This window comes from Paenibacillus taihuensis, assembly GCF_003386535.1.
In the GTDB taxonomy this organism is placed as follows: domain Bacteria; phylum Bacillota; class Bacilli; order Paenibacillales; family Paenibacillaceae; genus Paenibacillus_Z; species Paenibacillus_Z taihuensis.
The window spans coordinates 52759-70200 of record NZ_QTTN01000008.1; the positions used below are offsets into that span (position 1 = coordinate 52759).

A 17442-nucleotide genomic window follows, 5' to 3' on the forward strand; every position below is an offset into this window, starting at 1 on the left:
CCTTCTAGTTATTAATCAAGACATGGACTTCATCATAAATGGCGCCAGCAAATACTTCATCACAACGTCTTTGCTAACATAAACTTTTCCATCCATAAGCATAGGGGCATGCTCCATCATTTTATTATCCATGCCAACCATTATGGATTTCGAATCGAACATTAATTTTATCTTGTACATAGCATTCATCGCCATTTTGTCGGATTGTGCGGTCATATCCATATCCATATCCATTCCCATAGTCATGCCGTCGCCCATAGCTCCATCCATAGTCATGTCCATGTCCATGTCCGTTCCCATGTATGTCAACGTAATAGAGCGATCCGCTTTGTTCCACATAATTGTATAACCGAGCGTTTCTGCAAACATTCTCAAGGGTACGAGATTATTCGTATTCATCATCTGACCCTGATCCATCATCGTGCTTGACTTCGATTGCATCGGCATCACGTCCTTCGCTTCTGCGATGCTTGGAACAAGTAGAGACATGGCTAGCACGGATACGGCAACTGCTTTGTTCATTTTGAACATTGAAAATTCCTCCTTAAGGTTGTTTGGCTCTCCGGTAATAAACATACCGAAATGCTCTTAAGGAAGACTAAAGCAATGATTACAAAAGAATTAACAAATTCATACGATTCTATTCGGAGGTAACGTTAACCAAAAGCGGCTCCCTTCCCCAAGGCGGCTCTCTACGCCGAGTTCACCGCCGTGACGTCGCACAATCGACTGGACGATTGCCAACCCCAGGCCCGCGCCGCCCCCTCCTTCCCTCCCACGCGATGGATCCGATCTATAAAATCGATCAAACACTCTCTCCAACTCCTGTTCGGCTATACCTGGGCCTTGGTCTTTTAACGAAAGCTCCACAAAATTGCTTGAGCGTTTACTAGCTTCAAATACAATTGTTGATGAGTGTGGCGAATACCGAATTGCATTTTGAAGCAAGTTGCCCAGAGCGCGTTTCATTTCAAAATCATCAACCCAAATACGTCCGATGTCGTCAGGCACTTGTACCTTGACCTCAATACGTTTCTCGGTCAGCAGCATAAAGTGGCTTTGCAATACTTCTAAGATTAAACTATCAACAGCAATCGATTGCTGTCTCAGTTCGATTACGCCGGAATCAAGTCTGGACAGCTGGAATAAATCTTCGATCAAAGCATCCAACCTTTGGGTTTCGAGACGAATGGTCTGGAGGTATCGTTCAAAGGTCGCTTGATCCTGAATGACATCATCTTGCAATGCTTCCACGAAAGATTGAATGGATGCCATCGGCGTACGCAAGTCATGCGACACGTTGGCGATGAGCTCTGAACGTGCTTCCTCTGAAGCTCTCAGCTTCTCAAACATATTACGCAACCTACTGGACATACGATTGAATTGCCCCGCCAATTGTTGAAATTCCCGAGGACCAATCTGCGGCACGTCGATATTGAAATCGCCTTGGGCAACTCGCTCCGTATCGTCTGATAACACTCTCAACCATTTTGCAAGAGGATGGATCAGAAGCGCATGTACGCCAAGGGATATGATTGCTGCGCCAATTGTAATACTCGTAATGATTCTGTACTCGTTCCATGAAAGCAACATATAGCGGTAGATGATGAAGACGCTCACTAAAATAATTAAAATACTGATACCGTTTAGAAGCATTAAATAGGATCTAAAGTGCAATTTTTGTTTCAAGGAGCGTCACGTCCTTCGAACTTATAGCCAATACCCCAAACAGTCTTAATAAACATAGGTTCGGACGGGTTGGTTTCAATTTTCTCCCGAAGCCGCCTGATGTGAACGGTTACCGTTGTTGTGTCTCCATAATAATCAACGTCCCATACCTTGTTCAGCAGTTGGCTTCGCGAAAAAACCTGCTCTGGATGAGTCGCAAGTATAGTGAGCAGCTCAAACTCTTTAACGGTCAATTCCATCTTAACGCCATCCACCTCAACACTTCTACTTGGAGGATGGATGACTAGCCCTGGAAATTGAATCGTATCTTTCTTAGGAACTGTAAACGATTCAGCTCGCTCGGGTGGAACGGATCGGAGTCTGCGAAGAATAGACTTCACGCGCAGTACCAATTCCCTAGGACTGAATGGCTTCGTTATATAATCGTCAGCCCCCATCGTAAGCCCTATAATCCGATCATTCTCCTCCCCTCGTGCTGTCAACAGAATAATGGGAACCTCATGTTTATTTCTTATTTCCTCACAAACTTGAAAACCGTTCTTCTTCGGCATCATGACATCGAGAATAATAAGATCGGGTCCATCTTCTGCCCAGATTTTCATCGCTTCTTCCCCATTACATGCTGCGATAACTTCATAACCTTCTCTTTCCAAATATCGTGTGCAAACATCTCTGATATTGGATTCATCATCTGCAATTAATATTTTAATGGACATCTCTCGGTCCTCCTTTATTGCTTGTTGATCGTTGCTTTATTGCGATTATAACCCATTCAGAAAAAAGCAATGCTTACAAAAGTATTAATTCAACCACGGCTACATGAGGATTCTCTTGGTAGTATCCCTGTGTAAGGCGAATAGTTCCCTATTAAGCAACCTAGCGCATAAAAAATATAGACCTGTCATTAATGACAGGCGTTACATTTATCAAAAAGATTATTCCGCCTTCGTAATCTTTCGAATGGTAGAGAAGCTCGTCCGAGCGCTGGATGCTCATTCTTCTAACACCTCCAACATCGAAGGGATAACTTGATTTTAAATCCAATTAAACCGGAGTTCTGTAGAGTAATTTACAGTTCTCCATTCTCTTTTGAAATACGAGATACAGATGACTACTGTAAAGTAGATTACTGAGACCGCTTCGGCCCGCATGTTAATCTGCATAGACAAGGCAGCCAGTCATGGACAATGGGTTATCCATTTATTAAGGAGCTGAGTCGGTATGAAAAATAAATTAATTGAATACTGTCTAAACAAAAAAGATGCGAATAAGGATTATCCCTCGGGTCCCGATCCAATCGCGATAAAACTCGCCGGTAAAATATTCGCACTTTTTTTCGAGAAAAAAGGATACTTGGTATTAAAATGTGACCCGGTGATTGCGGAAAACTTGAGAGAGCAGCATGAGGACGTTCGACCGGGGTATCATATGAATAAACAGCACTGGAATACGATTATTCTCGAGGGTTCTTTACCAGAGTCGGCTATTTTTGAAATGATTGACCACTCTTACGATTTGGTTGTTAAGAGCCTTCCTAAGAGCACACAGAAGTCTATTCGAGGATAGTTTCTTGTGTTATCGATTATCAAGCCAAACGACAATCCCGCATTCCTATTGTAAGCGGGATTGTCGTTTGGCTTGTGAAATTGTGATTGCAACTCGCGTTCGATGCGTTACCAGTCTGCGGCAATCTTGACGGCCTGTTCCATTGCTGTCCGGATGATCTCTTTCGCGCGTTCCGGTTGAAAATCATGGCCTTCCACGTACAACGCTTGTACGTCACCAATCCCGACGATGACGAATGCGTCGATGAACGCCTTGAGCCGAGGGGCTCAGTTCGGAGAATTCTAGGCTCTCTTTTCTTAATTTCTCCCATGCTCGCATATGGATTCAATTATGACTGCATTGTCACATAATTACTGATTCAAGATATTCCCTCACTTGAACAGGTTTTTTTGCATGTTTACTATGTAATGTCCCAATTTAACTCCGTCGCTCCTTAATAAGTGATTACATCTTACATATAACTAGACCATCGAGCAGCCATACATAATACTCGTCTGTTTCTTGATTAGCCTATCGGATGCTTTTTCCAGAAACCGCTCGCAATCCATCGCAGCAATTGCTCCGCTCCCAGCAGAAGTAATTGCCTGCCGGTAATGAGGATCCTGTACGTCACCGCAAGCGAATACACCTGGAATACTGGTTTCCGATGTTCTAGGCTTTACAATCAAGTATCCTTGTTTATCGGTCAGAAGTTGTCCGTCAAGAAACTCGGTATTCGGACGATGGCCAATCGCTACGAAAATACCATCCGCTTCGAAGATTTCCTCGTCGCCGGTTTGGTTATCGCGTACCCTAAGTCCAGACACTCCCTTCTCGCCCGGGATAACCTCGAGAGGTGTTCGATCTAAACTCCATTCGATTTTTTCATTATGCCGTGCTCGGTCCTGCATAATTTGAGAAGCTTTCAGCTGGTTTCTTCTGTGCACGACACGGACTTCTTTGGCAAACCTCGTCAAGAAATGCGCTTCTTCCATCGCGGAATCGCCTCCGCCTACAACGATTACCTTTTTGCCTCTAAAGAAGAAGCCGTCGCAAGTAGCGCAGGTACTCACCCCTCTTCCGACATACTCATGTTCGTTCGGTATGTGAAGTAAATTCGGCGTAGCCCCTGTCGAGAGGATAACGCTCTCGGAGATAAGCGTCTACCCGCTTTCCAAGAACAATCGATACGGACGGCTCTTTAGATCGACTCGGCTCACCCGACCGGATTTAAACTTGGCTCCGAATCGCTCTGCTTGTTTTCGCATATTATCCATGAGTTCCGTTCCCAAAATACCGTCCGGAAAGCCGGGGAAGTTTTCAACTTCTGTTGTCGTAGTCAGTTGTCCGCCAGGCTGGGTACCTTCGATGACAAGAGGCTCCAAATTCGCCCTTGCCAGGTAGATCGCCGCAGTTAATCCAGCTGGGCCGGTACCGATTACAATTGTTTTGTACATAATAAGCAACTCCTCATAATGGGGTCAAAGATGTATAAGTATGTAACGACTTTTAGGATTGCAAGACCTGCGAACCCGCCTTGGATGGAAGACCTTCCGCGAGTGCATGCGTTCGGTTTCTAGTGGCATAGTACCGCGCAAACCCTACAGAATAACCCAACATAAAGAGAACTAGAAGGGAAGCGAGAACATTCAGGACGATCAGAGACACGTACAAGTCAAACAAGCGGCTTAGGAGACCGACTCCCACGATGGGAACAATGAATCCGATGTAACCGGCAAAGTAATAAGTCGAAATCACCTTCGGCCGCTGCGATACATTCGGAAGTTCGCCGGCCAGTCGCAAGCTCATCTGGAACGTCCAACCGCTTCCTAGCGCTTGAACGAGCACCCCGATCCACATCAGGCTTATGCTTTCGGACTTCCCGGAGAGAACGACAAGCCATGCTCCGCAAGCCAGTAAGGCGATGCCGATCCGCAGGCGTACGACTGGATGTTTGAACCATGGCAGCATTTGCATCATCGTGCCGCCCCCCATAAGCAGTAGAATCAGGAGACCGGACACGGCAAGGTTTGAAGTATGAATCACGTTTTTCACGAAGGAAGGAATCAAGGAGAGAACGGTTCCGTTCAAGGTAAACAACGTGAAAACGGGCAGTGCACTGAACGACCAGAAATGAGGCTTAATGTCGTTAGACACCCCGAGCGAAATCGATGCCGGCGCTGATCGACGTCGTTCCTTCCGAGCTTGAAGTTCCTCATCCTGCAATGTTTCCAGACTGATTCCAGCGCTAAGCAACATAACGGTCAACAACCAGAAAGGCGCGCGCAGCGGCATTAGTTGCAGATACTGGATGATTAAACCGGCCAATGCGGGTCCTAGACCGAAACCAAAAGAAACGGCCATACCTGACAACAGAATCGCGTTGGCTGATTTCTCCTTGGAAGTTTGCTTCAGCAAGAATGCGACTGCGGTGCCTGTAAAGCATCCATAAGCGATTCCTTCCAGCAGTCTCGCCCCGTAAACGAGCCAGGCCTGCTGGCTTGCCATAAAGAGCAAGGTGGCGATAATCGACAACAGGATGCTGGCGCGAAGAACCCGCTTCAGCCCCCAAGCGCTCCCTCTTGAGCTTACGATGAGCAAAGAGGGAAGCAGGAAGATCGCATACATAGCGAATAAAATGGTGATTTGAAGGCTGCTTAATTGATACTGCTCCTGATACAACGGAAATATAGGCGAGGTGAAGGAAGTGCCGGTGGACATCATGAAGATGACCCATAACATTTTTTTCATAGCGTACGGGCCTCCTTTTAAATCATTGCTTGCGAATAATTGATGTGCGAAACCGGAGTTCCTGCTAATCTGCGAAGCATCGTCAATTGGCCGAGATGGCTAGTTACGTCCGTTAACGGTCCCTGAACAAGAGTTTCGATAACGCTTTGATCCGGTAAACATTGCAAGATGACTTGATCCAATTGCTCGATTTTATCAAATAAGCGCGCCGCTTCTTCATACCAGCCTTTAGATTCAAGTCGTACGTGCGGCGAGCCTGAAATTGTTGAATAGCAATTCTGTAACAATTGCGATATGTGGCATACAATCTCGATCGGTGTCCTGACGCCGTAACCTGCATCAAATGCAGCAAAATTTCGCTCTGTTTCGGAAATGGCAGTCATGAATCGGTACTTTATAGCACCTAGCCAATGACGAAGCAATATTTCGGAGTTTATGGCCTGAGGTTGAAAATTCTTTTTTTCCATGCCTCTATCCCCTCCTTCACAAATGAATGATGTAACGTCTTTACAGCTTTTTTAGTTCTCGCAAAATTTCTTCCGGGCTTTGACGCTGCATGAAATTCGGATTGACATAAGAGGAGCGAATAATGGCGCTCTCATCAATCATGAACGTAGCAGGAACCGGCAAAATCCATTTCGATGTATTGTTGTACTCCGCAAGATCAAGGGGGATGCCTTCCATAAGTTCCCTTACACCCGGTGGAACATCGAAAAGCAGATTGTACTTGGCAGTTACCAAACCATTCGAATCGCTAACGACTTGAAATTCCAATTTTTCCTTTTCCTGAAGCGACAACGAATGATCCGGCTTTTGCGGGCTAATCGCTATTAGCTTTGCTCCGATCGCCTGGATCTCCGGCAATATCCGCTGGTAAGCCCTTAATTGCATATTGCAAAAAGGACACCATCCGCCTCGATAGAAGACCAACACGACTGGCCCTTTCGAGAGCTCTTCATATAGAATCACATCCCGGCCTAGTGCGTTTGTTAATTTAAAGTCCACTGCCTTCTCACCTGTTTGCTTCCCAGAAGCTAACCCCGATTTCTGAAGTCCCTCAATCATTTGACCGAGTTTGACCTGCGCATCAATCGGTGAATTAGCCTTGAACTGCTGCGTGGCCAATTCCAGTTGTTCGGTTAAATTTTGATTGTTCATCATCCATAAACCTCCAATGTCTAAAGTGTAGCTTGATTATAAATTCAAATTATGTGGACTTCTGTAAAGTAAATTACAGTTCTCACGGTATTTGACCTTAAAGTAGAAGCAAAGACCACCGGGGATCCGGTGGTCTTTGCCTTTCAATGTGTAGCGTTCCGAATCCTATTTTCTTCAAGGATTGGAACAGCAAGTTGAACAGACAGGCGTGAAGTCTTAACAATGCCCTCCTTGGCAAGCTCGCTCATCAAGTTACTGACCGCTTCGCGGCTAGCACCGAGCATATTCGCAATCTCTTGATGCGAAAGCGGCAGATCGATCAATGCATATCCGTCTTGAATAATGCCGAATTGGGCACTCAGTGTTGAAAGGAGATGGAGCACGCGCCTTCTAAGACTATGAAGTACAAACTGTTCCAATTGATCCTCTCGCTCCTTTAAGCGATCGCTGAGTGCTTTAAGAAATTTGAGCCCAAGTCGAGGCCGATTGATCATCAGACGTTCAAACTGAGGCTCCGACATGCTGCAAAGAAGTGATGATTCCATTGTCTCAATAAAAACCCGCTTGGTCCCGAACGAGAATGAATTTAACTCTCCAAATATATTTCCTCTTGTGAGAATGCCGAGCGTGAACTGTTTTCCGCTGTCATTCAGTTTATAGAGTCTAAGCTTGCCCTCCTTGACGAAATAAAGTCCCTCGCGCGTGAAATCAGGGGTTTGGACTAATGTGTTTTTTGAGATCCAATTGTATGACGGATGGTATCTGGCTGATCAATCTCATCTATTTCTTCTCGTGACATTTCTTCAAAAATGCTGATTTCTGATAAACACCAGAGCTTGTTCATTTAATATCGATCCTCCAAATGCTTTAGCCAATGAGGTACTTTGAAACATGATTCCTCTTCACTTTCCTCGTTCTCCTTGTTTGAATTGCAGTACGAAATAAACGATAGCCGCAATAACGAGCGGAACTATCGTCCACATTAAGATACTGAAAAAGTTATGAATTGCAGAGCTTGAGCCCATCATCCACGTCGCCGCCATCGTTAAGCAGGCGATACCGATAACTACTAACGAAACAGCGACTAACCAGTCAAGAAGTCTCATTCTCCGCCCTCCGTACGTTCGCAGGGAAATCCACCTCAAACCGCGAACCTTGTCCCGTTTGACTATATACCCGTATTTCCCCGCCGAGCAGCTCCACTAGCTTTTTCACAATAGCCAGTCCCAACCCCGTACCGGGGCACAACGAAGCCAGCAGGCAAGCTTTCAGAACCCGTAGACGCGATTATTTTCCCTTCACGGTTGATCGCAAAAGAATTGATCTGTGAAAATTCAGCCATCATCATAATCATTTGGACATTCACTGTGCCGCCTGATAACGCTTCGGCATACCGATCCGATAACTGGGTCATCTTCTCTTGCGTGCTTTTGTAATAGAAGCCCTTAAAGACCTGATTGATGACAAAACCCATCGGAAGCATAACAACGAGAAAAAGCAAAATAATCATCCCGCCTAGTTTGGCTACAATTCGGTTCCATTTCATTGGCGTTCATCAATTCCTTCTAATTTGTATCCGATGCCCCATACGGTCTGAATAGGGATATGAGCGAGCCCCGCTTTGCGCAGCTTATCTCGAATGTTCTTAACATGAGTATCAACCGTGCGTATATCACCAAAATAATCTGAACCCCATATTTGGTCCAGCAGTGTTTCCCTGCTAAATACTCTTCGGGGGCGAGTGATGAGAAAATACAATAGATCGTATTCCTTCGGCGTCAGTTCGACCATTTCATGACAAACCCATACTTCTCTGCTGTCATGATGGATACTCATATTCTGATAGGAATGAATGGCTGATCTCTCATTTGAATGATTGAATAAATTAACCCTTCGCAATAGAGCGACGACACGGGCAGCCAGCTCATCCATTTCAAACGGTTTCACCAGATAATCATCGGCTCCCATTTTCAGTCCTTGCACCTTATCCTTCGTATCCGAGCGAGCCGTAAGCATTAATATGGGGATTTTCTTCGTATCTCGAATATTCCGGCATACTTCCCATCCATCCAAATCAGGCATAACGATATCCAATATGATTAAATCGAACGGTATTTTCTTCAGCAGATCTAAAGCTTCGAATCCATCCTTGGCTTCAGTAACTTCATACCCTTCTTGAGTCAAACAGAGACGAAGGAGATTCCGCATATTGGTTTCATCGTCAACAATTAAGATATGACCCTGGATCATGCAACCCCCCTATAATTTACAGAACAATTTTCCTTTCCTACTGCGCGTTTGCAGAAACCCGCTATGCTTCTATTAGGAATCGCTAACCTAGACACCTGAGCATGATATAGCATACAAGATAAATTTGTTGAAATTGTGATGGTAGTAATCCCAAGTCAAAAAGAGGAGGAGAGATGTGTTATCTCTCCTCCTTGTTTCAGCACAGATTCTAATGCAATTATCTCCACTCAACAATCTCATCGAGGGGTTGTCTAGTTTGTGGACGTTTGGGATCCTTTTGACGATATCCGAAAGCGACCATACAAGCTACTCCGAAATCGTCGCCGTTAATGATACCTTCATTTTGTAAAATAGCGGTCACCTGCTTCTTATCAAACCCTTCGATCGGGCAAGAATCAATACCGATTTGAGCCGCAGCTGTCATCATGTTTCCCAATGCGATGTAGGTTTGTCTGATTGACCACTCAAAAATGAGGCGGTCATTATCTTCGAGTTCCGTTTCGACGAAGGAATTGTAGAAATCGGACCAATCTTGCACAATTTCTTCAGGCATATGATGAATGTGTTTAAACATTTTGTTCACGTGATCTGAGCCAATCCGTAAACCTTCTTCTCTTCTGGCCAATATAACTACAAAATGGCTGGCAGTCGGCAGTTGTCCCTTGGCACCTCCAGATACAGGTATTAATTTTTCGCGAAGAGTTTCATTCTGAATCACGACGAACTTCCACGGCTCAAAGCCAAATGAACTTGGAGATAATCTTCCTGCCTCCAAAATAAAATGAAAATCTTCATCCGAAATTTTTTCGTTGGTATCAAATGCCTTGCAAGCATGTCTGAGCTGGTAAGCTTTTAGAATTTCTTGTTTTTTACTTTCCGTTCCTGTCATTTGAAATCATTCTTCCTTTCTATTTTTAAAATCGTTACAGCTTTTTTAGATCTCGCAAAATCTTCTCAGGGCTTTGACGCTGCATAAAATTCGGATTTACATAGGAAGAGCGAATAATGGCGCTCTCATCAATTATGAAAGTAACCGGAACTGGTAAAACCCATTGCGAGGTATTGTTGTACTCTGAAAGATCAACTCCGATGCCTTCCATTAGTTCCCTTACATCCTCCGGAACATCGAAGAGCAGATTGTACTGAGCTGTTACCAATCCATCCGGATCGCTAAGAACTTGAAATTCCAATCCTTCCTTTTCCTGAAGCGATAACGAATGATCCGGCTTTTGCGGACTGATCGCTATAAGCTGCGCTCCCATTGCTCGGATTTCCGGCAATATCTGCTGATAAGCATTTAATTGCATATTGCAAAATGGACACCAACCACCTCGATAAAAAGTCAGCACAATCGGCCCTTTCTGGAGCTCTTCAAATAAAATCACATCCCCGCCTAGTGCATTTGTTAATTTAAAGTTCACTGCCTTTTCGCCTGTTTGTTTCCCAGAAGCGATCCCTGATTTCTGAAGATCATCAAACATTTGACCGATTTTCATTTGTGCTTCAATTGGTGCGTTGGCTTTAAATTGTTGTGTGGCTGCTACCAGCTGTTCGGTTAATTTTTGGTTACTCATCGTCCTGATTCCTCCAATATCGAATTTGTAACCTGATTATAAATTCAAATTTAAGAGGAGTTCTGTGAAGTAGATTACAGTTCCCCCCTTCCTTCCTCCTTCCTTTAGACTTTTAAGTGAAATCTCATGATTGCTTTGACACGTAGAGTAATCTGTGTTAAATTTACTCCATCAGATAGAGCTATGTCAGATAGAGCACTATGTAACAGAGTACTCATGGTCGCACACAAGAGACATAGGATTATGATTTTCAGGAGGACCTTGCATGATTCGAAGTGACATCATTCGCGGACATCTCGATGCGATCATCCTGCGGCTCATTTACGAACAAGACCGCTATGGCTACGAGATCTCCAAGGAAATCAGCGAGCGGACGGATGATCGATTCCAAATTAAGGAAGCTACGCTGTATGCCGTCTTTCAGCGGCTGGAGCGCAAAGAGCTGATCGAGTCGTATATGGGCGATGTATCGCATGGCAGTAAGCGACGCTACTACAAGATCACGAAGCTTGGACGCGCGTATTTGAAAGAAACGGTTGAGGAATGGAACGAAATTAAAGAGATCGTCAATATTTTCATGGAGGGATTATAGGATGAAGAAGATTAGAACACATGTTGAGGAATGGTTCCGCGATATTCCGGACAGCGAGCAGAAGCAAGCGATTCAAGAGGAAATTACGCAAAATCTCGAAGAGAAAGTGTTCGACCTCATGCGTACTGGAAAAAGCGAAGAAGACGCGACGAACAAAGCGATCGTCGAATTCGGGGATATCTCCGATATTAAGCTGGAGCTTGGCGTCAATAACGGCAGCGGCATCTCAGCGAAGGATGTACGCAAGCGCTTCGGCTTGCATTTAGGCTTCTCGATCTGGGGCAGCTGCCTTATTATCGCCTTCTTCATCTTCATCAACTTTTACTACTCGCCTGACACGATTTGGTTCGTGTACCCTACCTTCGCCGTCTTATGGTGGCCGCTTGTGATGTTCTACAAGTGGCTCGGCTGGAAATGAGGAGGCGGCGATATGAATAGATACCGCGCAGGCTTCGCAGTGTCTGGCAGCCTTATGACGATCGTATTCTTTATCATCGTGAACCTGATCACATCTCCGGATTACTTATGGTTCGTTCACCCTGCCTTCGCGCTCATCCAGTGGCCGCTGGCGATGTATTTTGCTAGTACGGGACGAATTAAGCTGTACTCCGTCGTAACGACGCTGCTCCTTATTCTATATCTCATCTGGGAAAATATCGCTCACGGCTCAAGCCATCCTTGGTTCTTATACCCTTCGATCGCAATTATCTGGTGGCCGATCATTATGTACGCCGGCCGTTACGCAGCAACGCTTGGCATGGCGATTATCGGAAGCATCCTCATCATCGGATCCTATGGCTTACTCAACGTGCTCTTCTCGCCGGAGTATCCTTGGATTATTTTCGTCGCGTACGCTGTACTGTGGTGGCCAATGTCGCTCTATTTCACACGCTCACGCAGATGGTTCGATTTCTCGCTTTGCGCCTCCCTGCTCACCAGCGCACTGTTCATCACGGTGAACGCGCTTTCGACTCCGGATGAGATCTGGGCGATCTATCCGATCTTCGCCGTCATTTGGTGGCCGCTTAGCATGCATTTCTACGTCAAACGCCCGCCGGTTTGAGAGAATCCTGCCCTGAATGCTACAATAGAGCTGTCTTAACTATAATTCAACTAAACGGAGAGCTCATCTATGTTAGCATTCACTATGAAACAAGAGTACCTAAACGACCGCATTCGCGTCGTACAAGCTCAACCATCCGATTCAGATGATATCATGAACCTGCTCGTCTCCATAGCTCGTTGGCTGCAAAGCAAAGGATCTACGCAATGGAGCGGCCTGCTGCATGGCAATGACCATCATAATGTGACTGGCCATATCGAGAAAGGCGAGCTCTTCATGTTCAAGGACGGCGACACGCTCGCAGGCATCGTGCTGCTCATGCAAGTGCCTGGCGAGTGGGATCACGGTCTGTGGGGCCCAGACGGACATGAATCAATCGTTTACCTGCACCGACTCGCGATTAGCCGCGAATATGCCGGAACGGGACTCGGCGCTGACATCATTCGATGGACGGAGCAAGGCATCTCCTTCCCAGGCAAAGACCGTATCCGCCTCGACTGCATTGCGGACAACGAGTCGCTGAACAAGTTCTACAGCGGGATGGGCTACGAGTTTAAAGGCACCTCGCCAAGCGGCTTCTGCTTGTACGAGAAATATGTATAAGAAAACAAGGACCGAGAGCTAAGCTCTCGGTCCTTGTGATTTTAGAACGCCCAGTTGCCGCCGCGGAACACCGGTTCAACGGAACCGTCCTGGCGTACGCCGTCAATATCGAGATCTGCGTTGCCAATCATGAAATCGACATGCGTCAAGCTGTTGTTGAGTCCGCGCCCAGCCAGCTCTTCCTTGCTCTGGCCATTGCCGCCCTCGATGCAGAACGGGAAGGCAAAGCCAATTGCCAAGTGGCAAGCCGCATTCTCGTCGAACAACGTGTTGTAGAATGTCAAGTTCGTATCGGAGATTGGCGAGTGGAATGGAACAAGCGCGATTTCGCCAAGGAAGTGCGAGCCTTCATCGGTCTCGACCAGCCCTTTGAGGGCATCGTAGCCTTGCTCTGCTTGGTACGCTGTGATGCGGCCATTCGTGAACGTGATCGAGAATTTATCGATCAGATTGCCGTTGTAGCTGAGCGGCTTGCTGCTGTACACCGTGCCGTTAATGGTGTCTTTGTGCGGCGAAGTGAATACTTCCTCCGTCGGCATGTTCGGAATAAACACGCTGCCTTGCTTATTCTTCGCGCCTGCGCTGACCCAGATATGACCGTCCGGCAAGCCGATCGTCACGTCTGTGCCCGAAGCAGCGGAGCGGTAACGAAGCTCCTTGTATCTGCGCTCATTCAGACGTTCAGCCTTACTGTGGAGACCTTCCGCATGTTCTCGCCAAGATGCGATTGGATGGTCTGCATCCACACGAGTTGCTGCGAAGATCGCTTCCCACAGTGCTCCAACTTGCTCGCCTGATGACGCCAGGTCTGGGAATACTTTCGCCGCCCACTCCGGTGTCGGTACCGCTACGATCGACCAAGCACAATCATTGCTGAGCGTATATTTGCGGAATGGCTGAAGCGCAGTCTGCGCCGGTTTCGTCACGGCAGAGATACGCGATGCGTCGATCCCGTTCAGCAGATCAGGATTGTCGGCTGTAATCCACAGGAACGCCGCTCCTTCTTCCGCCAGCTTCACGCGACCGTCAACGATCCACTCCGGATAGAAAGTAAGACCTTCATCCGGCGATTTCTCCAGGCGTGTGCGAACGATCTGTTCGTCCGTCCACTCCACATGAACGTAGCTTGCTCCAACCTCATACGCATGTTTGACGACGAGACGCACGAATGGCGCCGCCTCTACTTGGGTCATGATGCACAGCTTCTGACCTGGCTGGATGTTAACGCCTACTTCTACGGCCAGCGCCGCATATTGTTCTAATCGATGCCCGAATGAGTTCATTATGTATCGCTCCTTTTAATTGCGGTTACTTGAAACGGCTTCCAGCAAAATATTATACCAGCGAGTTCCATCCAGATGCAAAAAAAGCGAGAAAGGTCGCTTGCCTCCGCCCGTCAGCTATTAGCATCTGGCAGTAGACAAGCCTCCTACTCGCTTCAATTAAAATCATTTATGCATGCTGGAACTGTGCGTAGTGCAGCCTGCTGTAGTGTCCGCCTGCGGCAAGCAGCTCTTCGTGCCGTCCTTGCTCCGACACTCCGTCTTCGGTTACCACAACGATGCGGTCCGCGTTCTTGATTGTCGCGAGCCGATGCGCGATAACGAGCGTCGTACGCCCCTGCGACAGCTCTGCAAGCGACTGCTGAATCGCCGACTCTGTCTCTGTGTCTAGCGCCGAAGTCGCCTCGTCTAGAATGAGGATCGGCGGGTTCTTGAGGAACATGCGCGCGATGGCAACCCGCTGCTTCTGACCGCCGGACAGCTTCACGCCCCGCTCGCCGACGATCGTATCAAGACCCTCCGGCAGTGACGAGATGAATGCCTCCAGCTGCGCTCTTCGCGCCGCTTCCATGAGTTCCTCGTCCGTTGCGTCCATTTTGCCATACTTGATATTCTCGCGGATCGTCCCCGAGAACAAGAACACATCCTGCTGCACGATACCGATGTTCTTGCGAAGCGAAGCCAATGTCATGTCTCGAACGTCGGCGCCATCTACCGTAATGCTGCCGCCGACAACATCATAGAAGCGAGGGAGCAAGCTGCACAGCGTTGTTTTGCCTGCGCCGGATGGACCGACGAACGCCACTGTCTCCCCTGCGCGGATCGACAGATTGATATGCTCCAGCACGCTTGCTTCGTTCTCATAACCGAAGGAAACATCGCGGAATTGGATATTTCCTTGCAGCTTGCTCACCTCGCGCGCATTCGGACGGTCCGCCACTTCAGGATCTGTATCAAGCAGCTCGATGTACCGTTTGAACCCGGCAATGCCTTTCGGATAGCTCTCGATAACGGCGTTGATCTTCTCGATCGGACCGATGAACACGTTCGCGAGGAGCAGGAAGCCGATGAACTCCCCGTATGTCAGCTCGCCGCGAATGACGAACCAAGTACCGCACACCATCGCGAACAAAGTAACGAGACGTTTCAACATATAGTTGATGGAAGAGTTGAACGCCATGATTTTGTAGGAGAGCAGCTTCGTTAACCGGAACTTGCCGTTGCTCACTTGGAATTGCGCCTGCTCGAACGGCTCGTTAGCGAACGCTTGAACGACGCGCATTCCGCCCACGTTGTCTTCGACGCGGGCATTGAAATCAGCAATATCGGAGAACAGCTGGTGGAACGCTTTGGTCATCTGGCGACTGAAGAAAATCGCGATATAGATCATAAACGGAACGACGACGAACGTAAGCACAGCAAGCTTCCAATTGATATAGAGCATAAGTCCAAAAGAGCCGATGAGCGTCATCACAGCAATGAACAAGTCCTCTGGTCCGTGATGCGCCATTTCGCCGATTTCCATCAAGTCGTTCGTCAGCCGCGACATGAGATGGCCGGTCTTGTTGTTGTCGAAGAAGCGGAATGAGAGCTTCTGAATATGTTCGAACAGCTTGCGCCGCATATCGGTCTCGATGTTGATGCCGAGCATGTGACCCCAGTATGTAACGATATAGTTAAGCAGCGCGATGAGTACGTACACAAGCAATAGGCCTGCGCACGCCCATGCGATAAGCGACCAATCTTTGCCCGGCAGCAGCTTATCGACAAATTGGTTGACCGCCAGCGGATAGCCGAGCTCTAGAAAGCCTGCGAAGATCGCGCAGAAGAAATCCAGGTAGAACAGCTTCTTGTACGGCTGGTAGTAGGAAAAGAATCTTGCGAGCATGATCGTAAATCCTCCCTCGAAGATTAATTTTGGCCTTTCGTCCGCATAAGCAGATAGAGAAAATATGGTGCGCCCAGCACCGCGACGACGATCCCCGTCGGGATGTTGTACAATCGCGCGAACGTGTCGGAGATGATCAGCAGCAGCGCGCCGGCAAGTGCTGAAGCCGGCAGCAAGTATGGATGCTGCGGGCCGACGAGCCTTCTCGCGACATGCGGGCCAATCAAGCCGACGAAGCCGATCGCGCCGCCAACGGCAACTGCCGCTCCTGCGAGTCCCACGGCAGAGGCGTACATGATGAGTCGCTCGCGGCTTAACGCGGCGCCAAGCCCTCGTGCAGTCAAATCGCCGAGGTTCATGACGTCGAGCACGCGCGCTTTGACGAATACGAGCGGCAGCAGCACGACGAGCCACGGCACAAGCGCGAGCACGAAGCGCCAATCGGTGCCCCAAATGCTGCCGGCGAGCCAGACCTGCACGAACTTGAACTGCTCCGGATTGAGGCGGAGCGTCAGCACGAGCATCGTGGCCGAGATCCCTGCCGCCACTGCAATGCCGACGAGCAGCATGCGGATCGTGGAGATGCCGTGATTGCGCCGGTACGAGAGCGAGAAGATAAGCGCGGCTGTACCGCCCGCGCCAAGCAATGCCAGCAGCGGCAGGAGGAAGATCGTGCCGCTGACAGGCACGACGCTGATGAACAGCACAACGACTAGCCCTGCGCCTGCGTTAATGCCGAGAATACCCGGCTCTGCGAGCACGTTGCGAGTAACCCCTTGCAGGATGCAGCCCGACACTGCAAAAGCTGCGCCAACCAGCAGCGACATGACCATGCGAGGCAGCCTGAACTGAAACAGGATAAGCTCTTGCTTGGCATCGCCTTTACCCAATAAGGTGTTCAGCACCTCATGCGGCGTCAGCTTCAACTCGCCGGTATCCATGCTAATGATAAAGACGATTACAATAAGAGCGAACAATATTGTCATTACGGAGAATGCCCGTTTACGGCGGGCAGATTCCACTGATTCAGCAATAGATGATGACAT

22 protein-coding genes and 2 pseudogenes are annotated in these 17442 nt (G+C 47.9%); 5 read left to right on the forward strand and 19 right to left on the reverse strand.

What is annotated here, in order from left to right:
• Positions 1-15: 15 nt before the first annotated feature.
• The 3 genes from A8990_RS08860 to A8990_RS08870 all read right to left on the reverse strand — a co-directional run bounded on the left by A8990_RS08860 (position 16) and on the right by A8990_RS08870 (position 2405).
• Positions 16-531 carry a stalk domain-containing protein gene (locus A8990_RS08860; protein ID WP_181909479.1) on the reverse strand — a complete coding sequence of 172 codons (516 nt, stop codon included), beginning with the start codon at positions 529-531 and terminating at the stop codon, positions 16-18.
• A 99-nt stretch (positions 532-630) separates the two neighbouring features.
• Positions 631-1689, reverse strand: coding sequence for a sensor histidine kinase (locus tag A8990_RS08865; RefSeq protein ID WP_116188662.1), 1059 nt, complete (start codon positions 1687-1689; stop codon positions 631-633).
• Positions 1686-2405, reverse strand: coding sequence for a response regulator transcription factor (locus A8990_RS08870; RefSeq protein WP_116188663.1), 720 nt, complete (start codon positions 2403-2405; stop codon positions 1686-1688). Before A8990_RS08870 ends, A8990_RS08865 begins: the two co-directional genes overlap by 4 nt.
• Positions 2406-2910: 505 nt before the next feature.
• Between A8990_RS08870 and A8990_RS08875 the strand changes: the two genes are divergently transcribed.
• The gene (locus A8990_RS08875) at positions 2911-3255 is read left to right on the forward strand and encodes an MmcQ/YjbR family DNA-binding protein (protein ID WP_116188664.1); all 345 of its coding nucleotides are present in this window, start codon (positions 2911-2913) and stop codon (positions 3253-3255) included.
• 461 nt (positions 3256-3716) lie between these two features.
• Here the strand turns inward: A8990_RS08875 and trxB are convergent.
• The 13 genes and pseudogenes from trxB to A8990_RS08925 all read right to left on the reverse strand — a co-directional run bounded on the left by trxB (position 3717) and on the right by A8990_RS08925 (position 10967).
• Positions 3717-4691, reverse strand: a pseudogene (trxB, locus tag A8990_RS08880) (thioredoxin-disulfide reductase).
• Positions 4692-4743: 52 nt separating this feature from the next.
• Complete coding sequence (locus A8990_RS08885; protein ID WP_116188665.1) at positions 4744-5985, reverse strand: MFS transporter; 1242 nt, start codon at positions 5983-5985, stop codon at positions 4744-4746.
• Between the two features lie 17 nt (positions 5986-6002).
• Complete coding sequence (locus A8990_RS08890; RefSeq protein WP_116188666.1) at positions 6003-6452, reverse strand: hypothetical protein; 450 nt, start codon at positions 6450-6452, stop codon at positions 6003-6005.
• Positions 6453-6492: 40 nt separating this feature from the next.
• Positions 6493-7146, reverse strand: a complete 654-nt coding sequence (locus A8990_RS08895; RefSeq protein WP_245995913.1) for a peroxiredoxin-like family protein — start codon at positions 7144-7146, stop codon at positions 6493-6495.
• A 140-nt stretch (positions 7147-7286) separates the two neighbouring features.
• Complete coding sequence (locus A8990_RS32045; RefSeq protein ID WP_245995914.1) at positions 7287-7562, reverse strand: Crp/Fnr family transcriptional regulator; 276 nt, start codon at positions 7560-7562, stop codon at positions 7287-7289.
• Positions 7563-7694: 132 nt separating this feature from the next.
• Positions 7695-7883 (reverse strand): annotated as a pseudogene (locus A8990_RS32050) (cyclic nucleotide-binding domain-containing protein); the annotation flags it as partial.
• Positions 7865-7987: a hypothetical protein gene (locus A8990_RS32465; protein WP_281272492.1), complete on the reverse strand. Its 123-nt coding sequence runs from the start codon at positions 7985-7987 to the stop codon at positions 7865-7867. The gene A8990_RS32465 and the pseudogene A8990_RS32050, both read right to left, overlap by 19 nt.
• 58 nt (positions 7988-8045) lie before the next feature.
• The gene (locus tag A8990_RS08905; protein WP_116188668.1) at positions 8046-8249 is read right to left on the reverse strand and encodes a hypothetical protein; all 204 of its coding nucleotides are present in this window, start codon (positions 8247-8249) and stop codon (positions 8046-8048) included.
• Positions 8236-8358 (reverse strand): ATP-binding protein, encoded by a 123-nt coding sequence (locus tag A8990_RS32710; protein WP_425463892.1) that lies wholly within the window; start codon positions 8356-8358, stop codon positions 8236-8238. Before A8990_RS32710 ends, A8990_RS08905 begins: the two co-directional genes overlap by 14 nt.
• On the reverse strand, positions 8312-8689 hold the full coding sequence (locus A8990_RS32055; RefSeq protein ID WP_245995927.1) for a hypothetical protein: 378 nt from the start codon (positions 8687-8689) through the stop codon (positions 8312-8314). The genes A8990_RS32710 and A8990_RS32055 overlap by 47 nt, the downstream gene beginning before the upstream one ends.
• Positions 8686-9393: a response regulator transcription factor gene (locus A8990_RS08915; protein ID WP_116188670.1), complete on the reverse strand. Its 708-nt coding sequence runs from the start codon at positions 9391-9393 to the stop codon at positions 8686-8688. The genes A8990_RS32055 and A8990_RS08915 overlap by 4 nt, the downstream gene beginning before the upstream one ends.
• A 217-nt stretch (positions 9394-9610) precedes the next feature.
• A complete protein-coding gene (locus A8990_RS08920; RefSeq protein ID WP_116188671.1) occupies positions 9611-10282 on the reverse strand; it encodes an NAD(P)H-dependent oxidoreductase in 672 nt (223 codons plus the stop codon).
• A gap of 34 nt (positions 10283-10316) precedes the next feature.
• Complete coding sequence (locus tag A8990_RS08925; RefSeq protein WP_116188672.1) at positions 10317-10967, reverse strand: peroxiredoxin-like family protein; 651 nt, start codon at positions 10965-10967, stop codon at positions 10317-10319.
• Positions 10968-11232: 265 nt separating this feature from the next.
• On the opposite strand from A8990_RS08925, the gene A8990_RS08930 reads away from it, so the two are divergent.
• From A8990_RS08930 to A8990_RS08945, 4 genes are all read left to right on the forward strand, one after another.
• The gene (locus A8990_RS08930; RefSeq protein ID WP_116188673.1) at positions 11233-11559 is read left to right on the forward strand and encodes a PadR family transcriptional regulator; all 327 of its coding nucleotides are present in this window, start codon (positions 11233-11235) and stop codon (positions 11557-11559) included.
• Position 11560: 1 nt separating this feature from the next.
• The gene (locus A8990_RS08935) at positions 11561-11977 is read left to right on the forward strand and encodes a permease prefix domain 1-containing protein (RefSeq protein WP_116188674.1); all 417 of its coding nucleotides are present in this window, start codon (positions 11561-11563) and stop codon (positions 11975-11977) included.
• Between the two features lie 12 nt (positions 11978-11989).
• Positions 11990-12622 (forward strand): hypothetical protein, encoded by a 633-nt coding sequence (locus A8990_RS08940; RefSeq protein WP_116188675.1) that lies wholly within the window; start codon positions 11990-11992, stop codon positions 12620-12622.
• Between the two features lie 69 nt (positions 12623-12691).
• Positions 12692-13225, forward strand: coding sequence for a GNAT family N-acetyltransferase (locus tag A8990_RS08945; RefSeq protein ID WP_116188676.1), 534 nt, complete (start codon positions 12692-12694; stop codon positions 13223-13225).
• A gap of 41 nt (positions 13226-13266) precedes the next feature.
• Here A8990_RS08945 and A8990_RS08950 read toward each other — a convergent pair whose 3' ends face one another.
• From A8990_RS08950 to A8990_RS08960, 3 genes are all read right to left on the reverse strand, one after another.
• On the reverse strand, positions 13267-14508 hold the full coding sequence (locus A8990_RS08950) for an aminopeptidase (protein WP_116188677.1): 1242 nt from the start codon (positions 14506-14508) through the stop codon (positions 13267-13269).
• Positions 14509-14677: 169 nt separating this feature from the next.
• Positions 14678-16396, reverse strand: a complete 1719-nt coding sequence (locus A8990_RS08955; RefSeq protein WP_116188678.1) for an ABC transporter ATP-binding protein — start codon at positions 16394-16396, stop codon at positions 14678-14680.
• A 23-nt stretch (positions 16397-16419) separates the two neighbouring features.
• Positions 16420-17442 carry a FecCD family ABC transporter permease gene (locus tag A8990_RS08960; RefSeq protein ID WP_116188679.1) on the reverse strand — a complete coding sequence of 341 codons (1023 nt, stop codon included), beginning with the start codon at positions 17440-17442 and terminating at the stop codon, positions 16420-16422.

Excerpts from the sequence above, each read along its gene's own strand:
- A8990_RS08860 (WP_181909479.1), bottom strand. The coding sequence starts at position 531 with ATGTTCAAAATGAACAAAGCAGTTGCCGTATCCGTGCTAGCCATGTCT.
- A8990_RS08870 (WP_116188663.1), bottom strand. The coding sequence starts at position 2,405 with ATGTCCATTAAAATATTAATTGCAGATGATGAATCCAATATCAGAGAT.
- A8990_RS08875 (WP_116188664.1), top strand. The coding sequence starts at position 2,911 with ATGAAAAATAAATTAATTGAATACTGTCTAAACAAAAAAGATGCGAAT.
- A8990_RS08885 (WP_116188665.1), bottom strand. The coding sequence starts at position 5,985 with ATGAAAAAAATGTTATGGGTCATCTTCATGATGTCCACCGGCACTTCC.
- A8990_RS08890 (WP_116188666.1), bottom strand. The coding sequence starts at position 6,452 with ATGGAAAAAAAGAATTTTCAACCTCAGGCCATAAACTCCGAAATATTG.
- A8990_RS08895 (WP_245995913.1), bottom strand. The coding sequence starts at position 7,146 with ATGATGAACAATCAAAATTTAACCGAACAACTGGAATTGGCCACGCAG.
- A8990_RS32465 (WP_281272492.1), bottom strand. The coding sequence starts at position 7,987 with ATGAACAAGCTCTGGTGTTTATCAGAAATCAGCATTTTTGAAGAAATG.
- A8990_RS08905 (WP_116188668.1), bottom strand. The coding sequence starts at position 8,249 with ATGAGACTTCTTGACTGGTTAGTCGCTGTTTCGTTAGTAGTTATCGGT.
- A8990_RS32055 (WP_245995927.1), bottom strand. The coding sequence starts at position 8,689 with ATGAAATGGAACCGAATTGTAGCCAAACTAGGCGGGATGATTATTTTG.
- A8990_RS08915 (WP_116188670.1), bottom strand. The coding sequence starts at position 9,393 with ATGATCCAGGGTCATATCTTAATTGTTGACGATGAAACCAATATGCGG.
- A8990_RS08920 (WP_116188671.1), bottom strand. The coding sequence starts at position 10,282 with ATGACAGGAACGGAAAGTAAAAAACAAGAAATTCTAAAAGCTTACCAG.
- A8990_RS08925 (WP_116188672.1), bottom strand. The coding sequence starts at position 10,967 with ATGAGTAACCAAAAATTAACCGAACAGCTGGTAGCAGCCACACAACAA.
- A8990_RS08930 (WP_116188673.1), top strand. The coding sequence starts at position 11,233 with ATGATTCGAAGTGACATCATTCGCGGACATCTCGATGCGATCATCCTG.
- A8990_RS08935 (WP_116188674.1), top strand. The coding sequence starts at position 11,561 with ATGAAGAAGATTAGAACACATGTTGAGGAATGGTTCCGCGATATTCCG.
- A8990_RS08940 (WP_116188675.1), top strand. The coding sequence starts at position 11,990 with ATGAATAGATACCGCGCAGGCTTCGCAGTGTCTGGCAGCCTTATGACG.
- A8990_RS08945 (WP_116188676.1), top strand. The coding sequence starts at position 12,692 with ATGTTAGCATTCACTATGAAACAAGAGTACCTAAACGACCGCATTCGC.
- A8990_RS08950 (WP_116188677.1), bottom strand. The coding sequence starts at position 14,508 with ATGAACTCATTCGGGCATCGATTAGAACAATATGCGGCGCTGGCCGTA.
- A8990_RS08955 (WP_116188678.1), bottom strand. The coding sequence starts at position 16,396 with ATGCTCGCAAGATTCTTTTCCTACTACCAGCCGTACAAGAAGCTGTTC.
- A8990_RS08960 (WP_116188679.1), bottom strand. The coding sequence starts at position 17,442 with ATGTCATCATCTATTGCTGAATCAGTGGAATCTGCCCGCCGTAAACGG.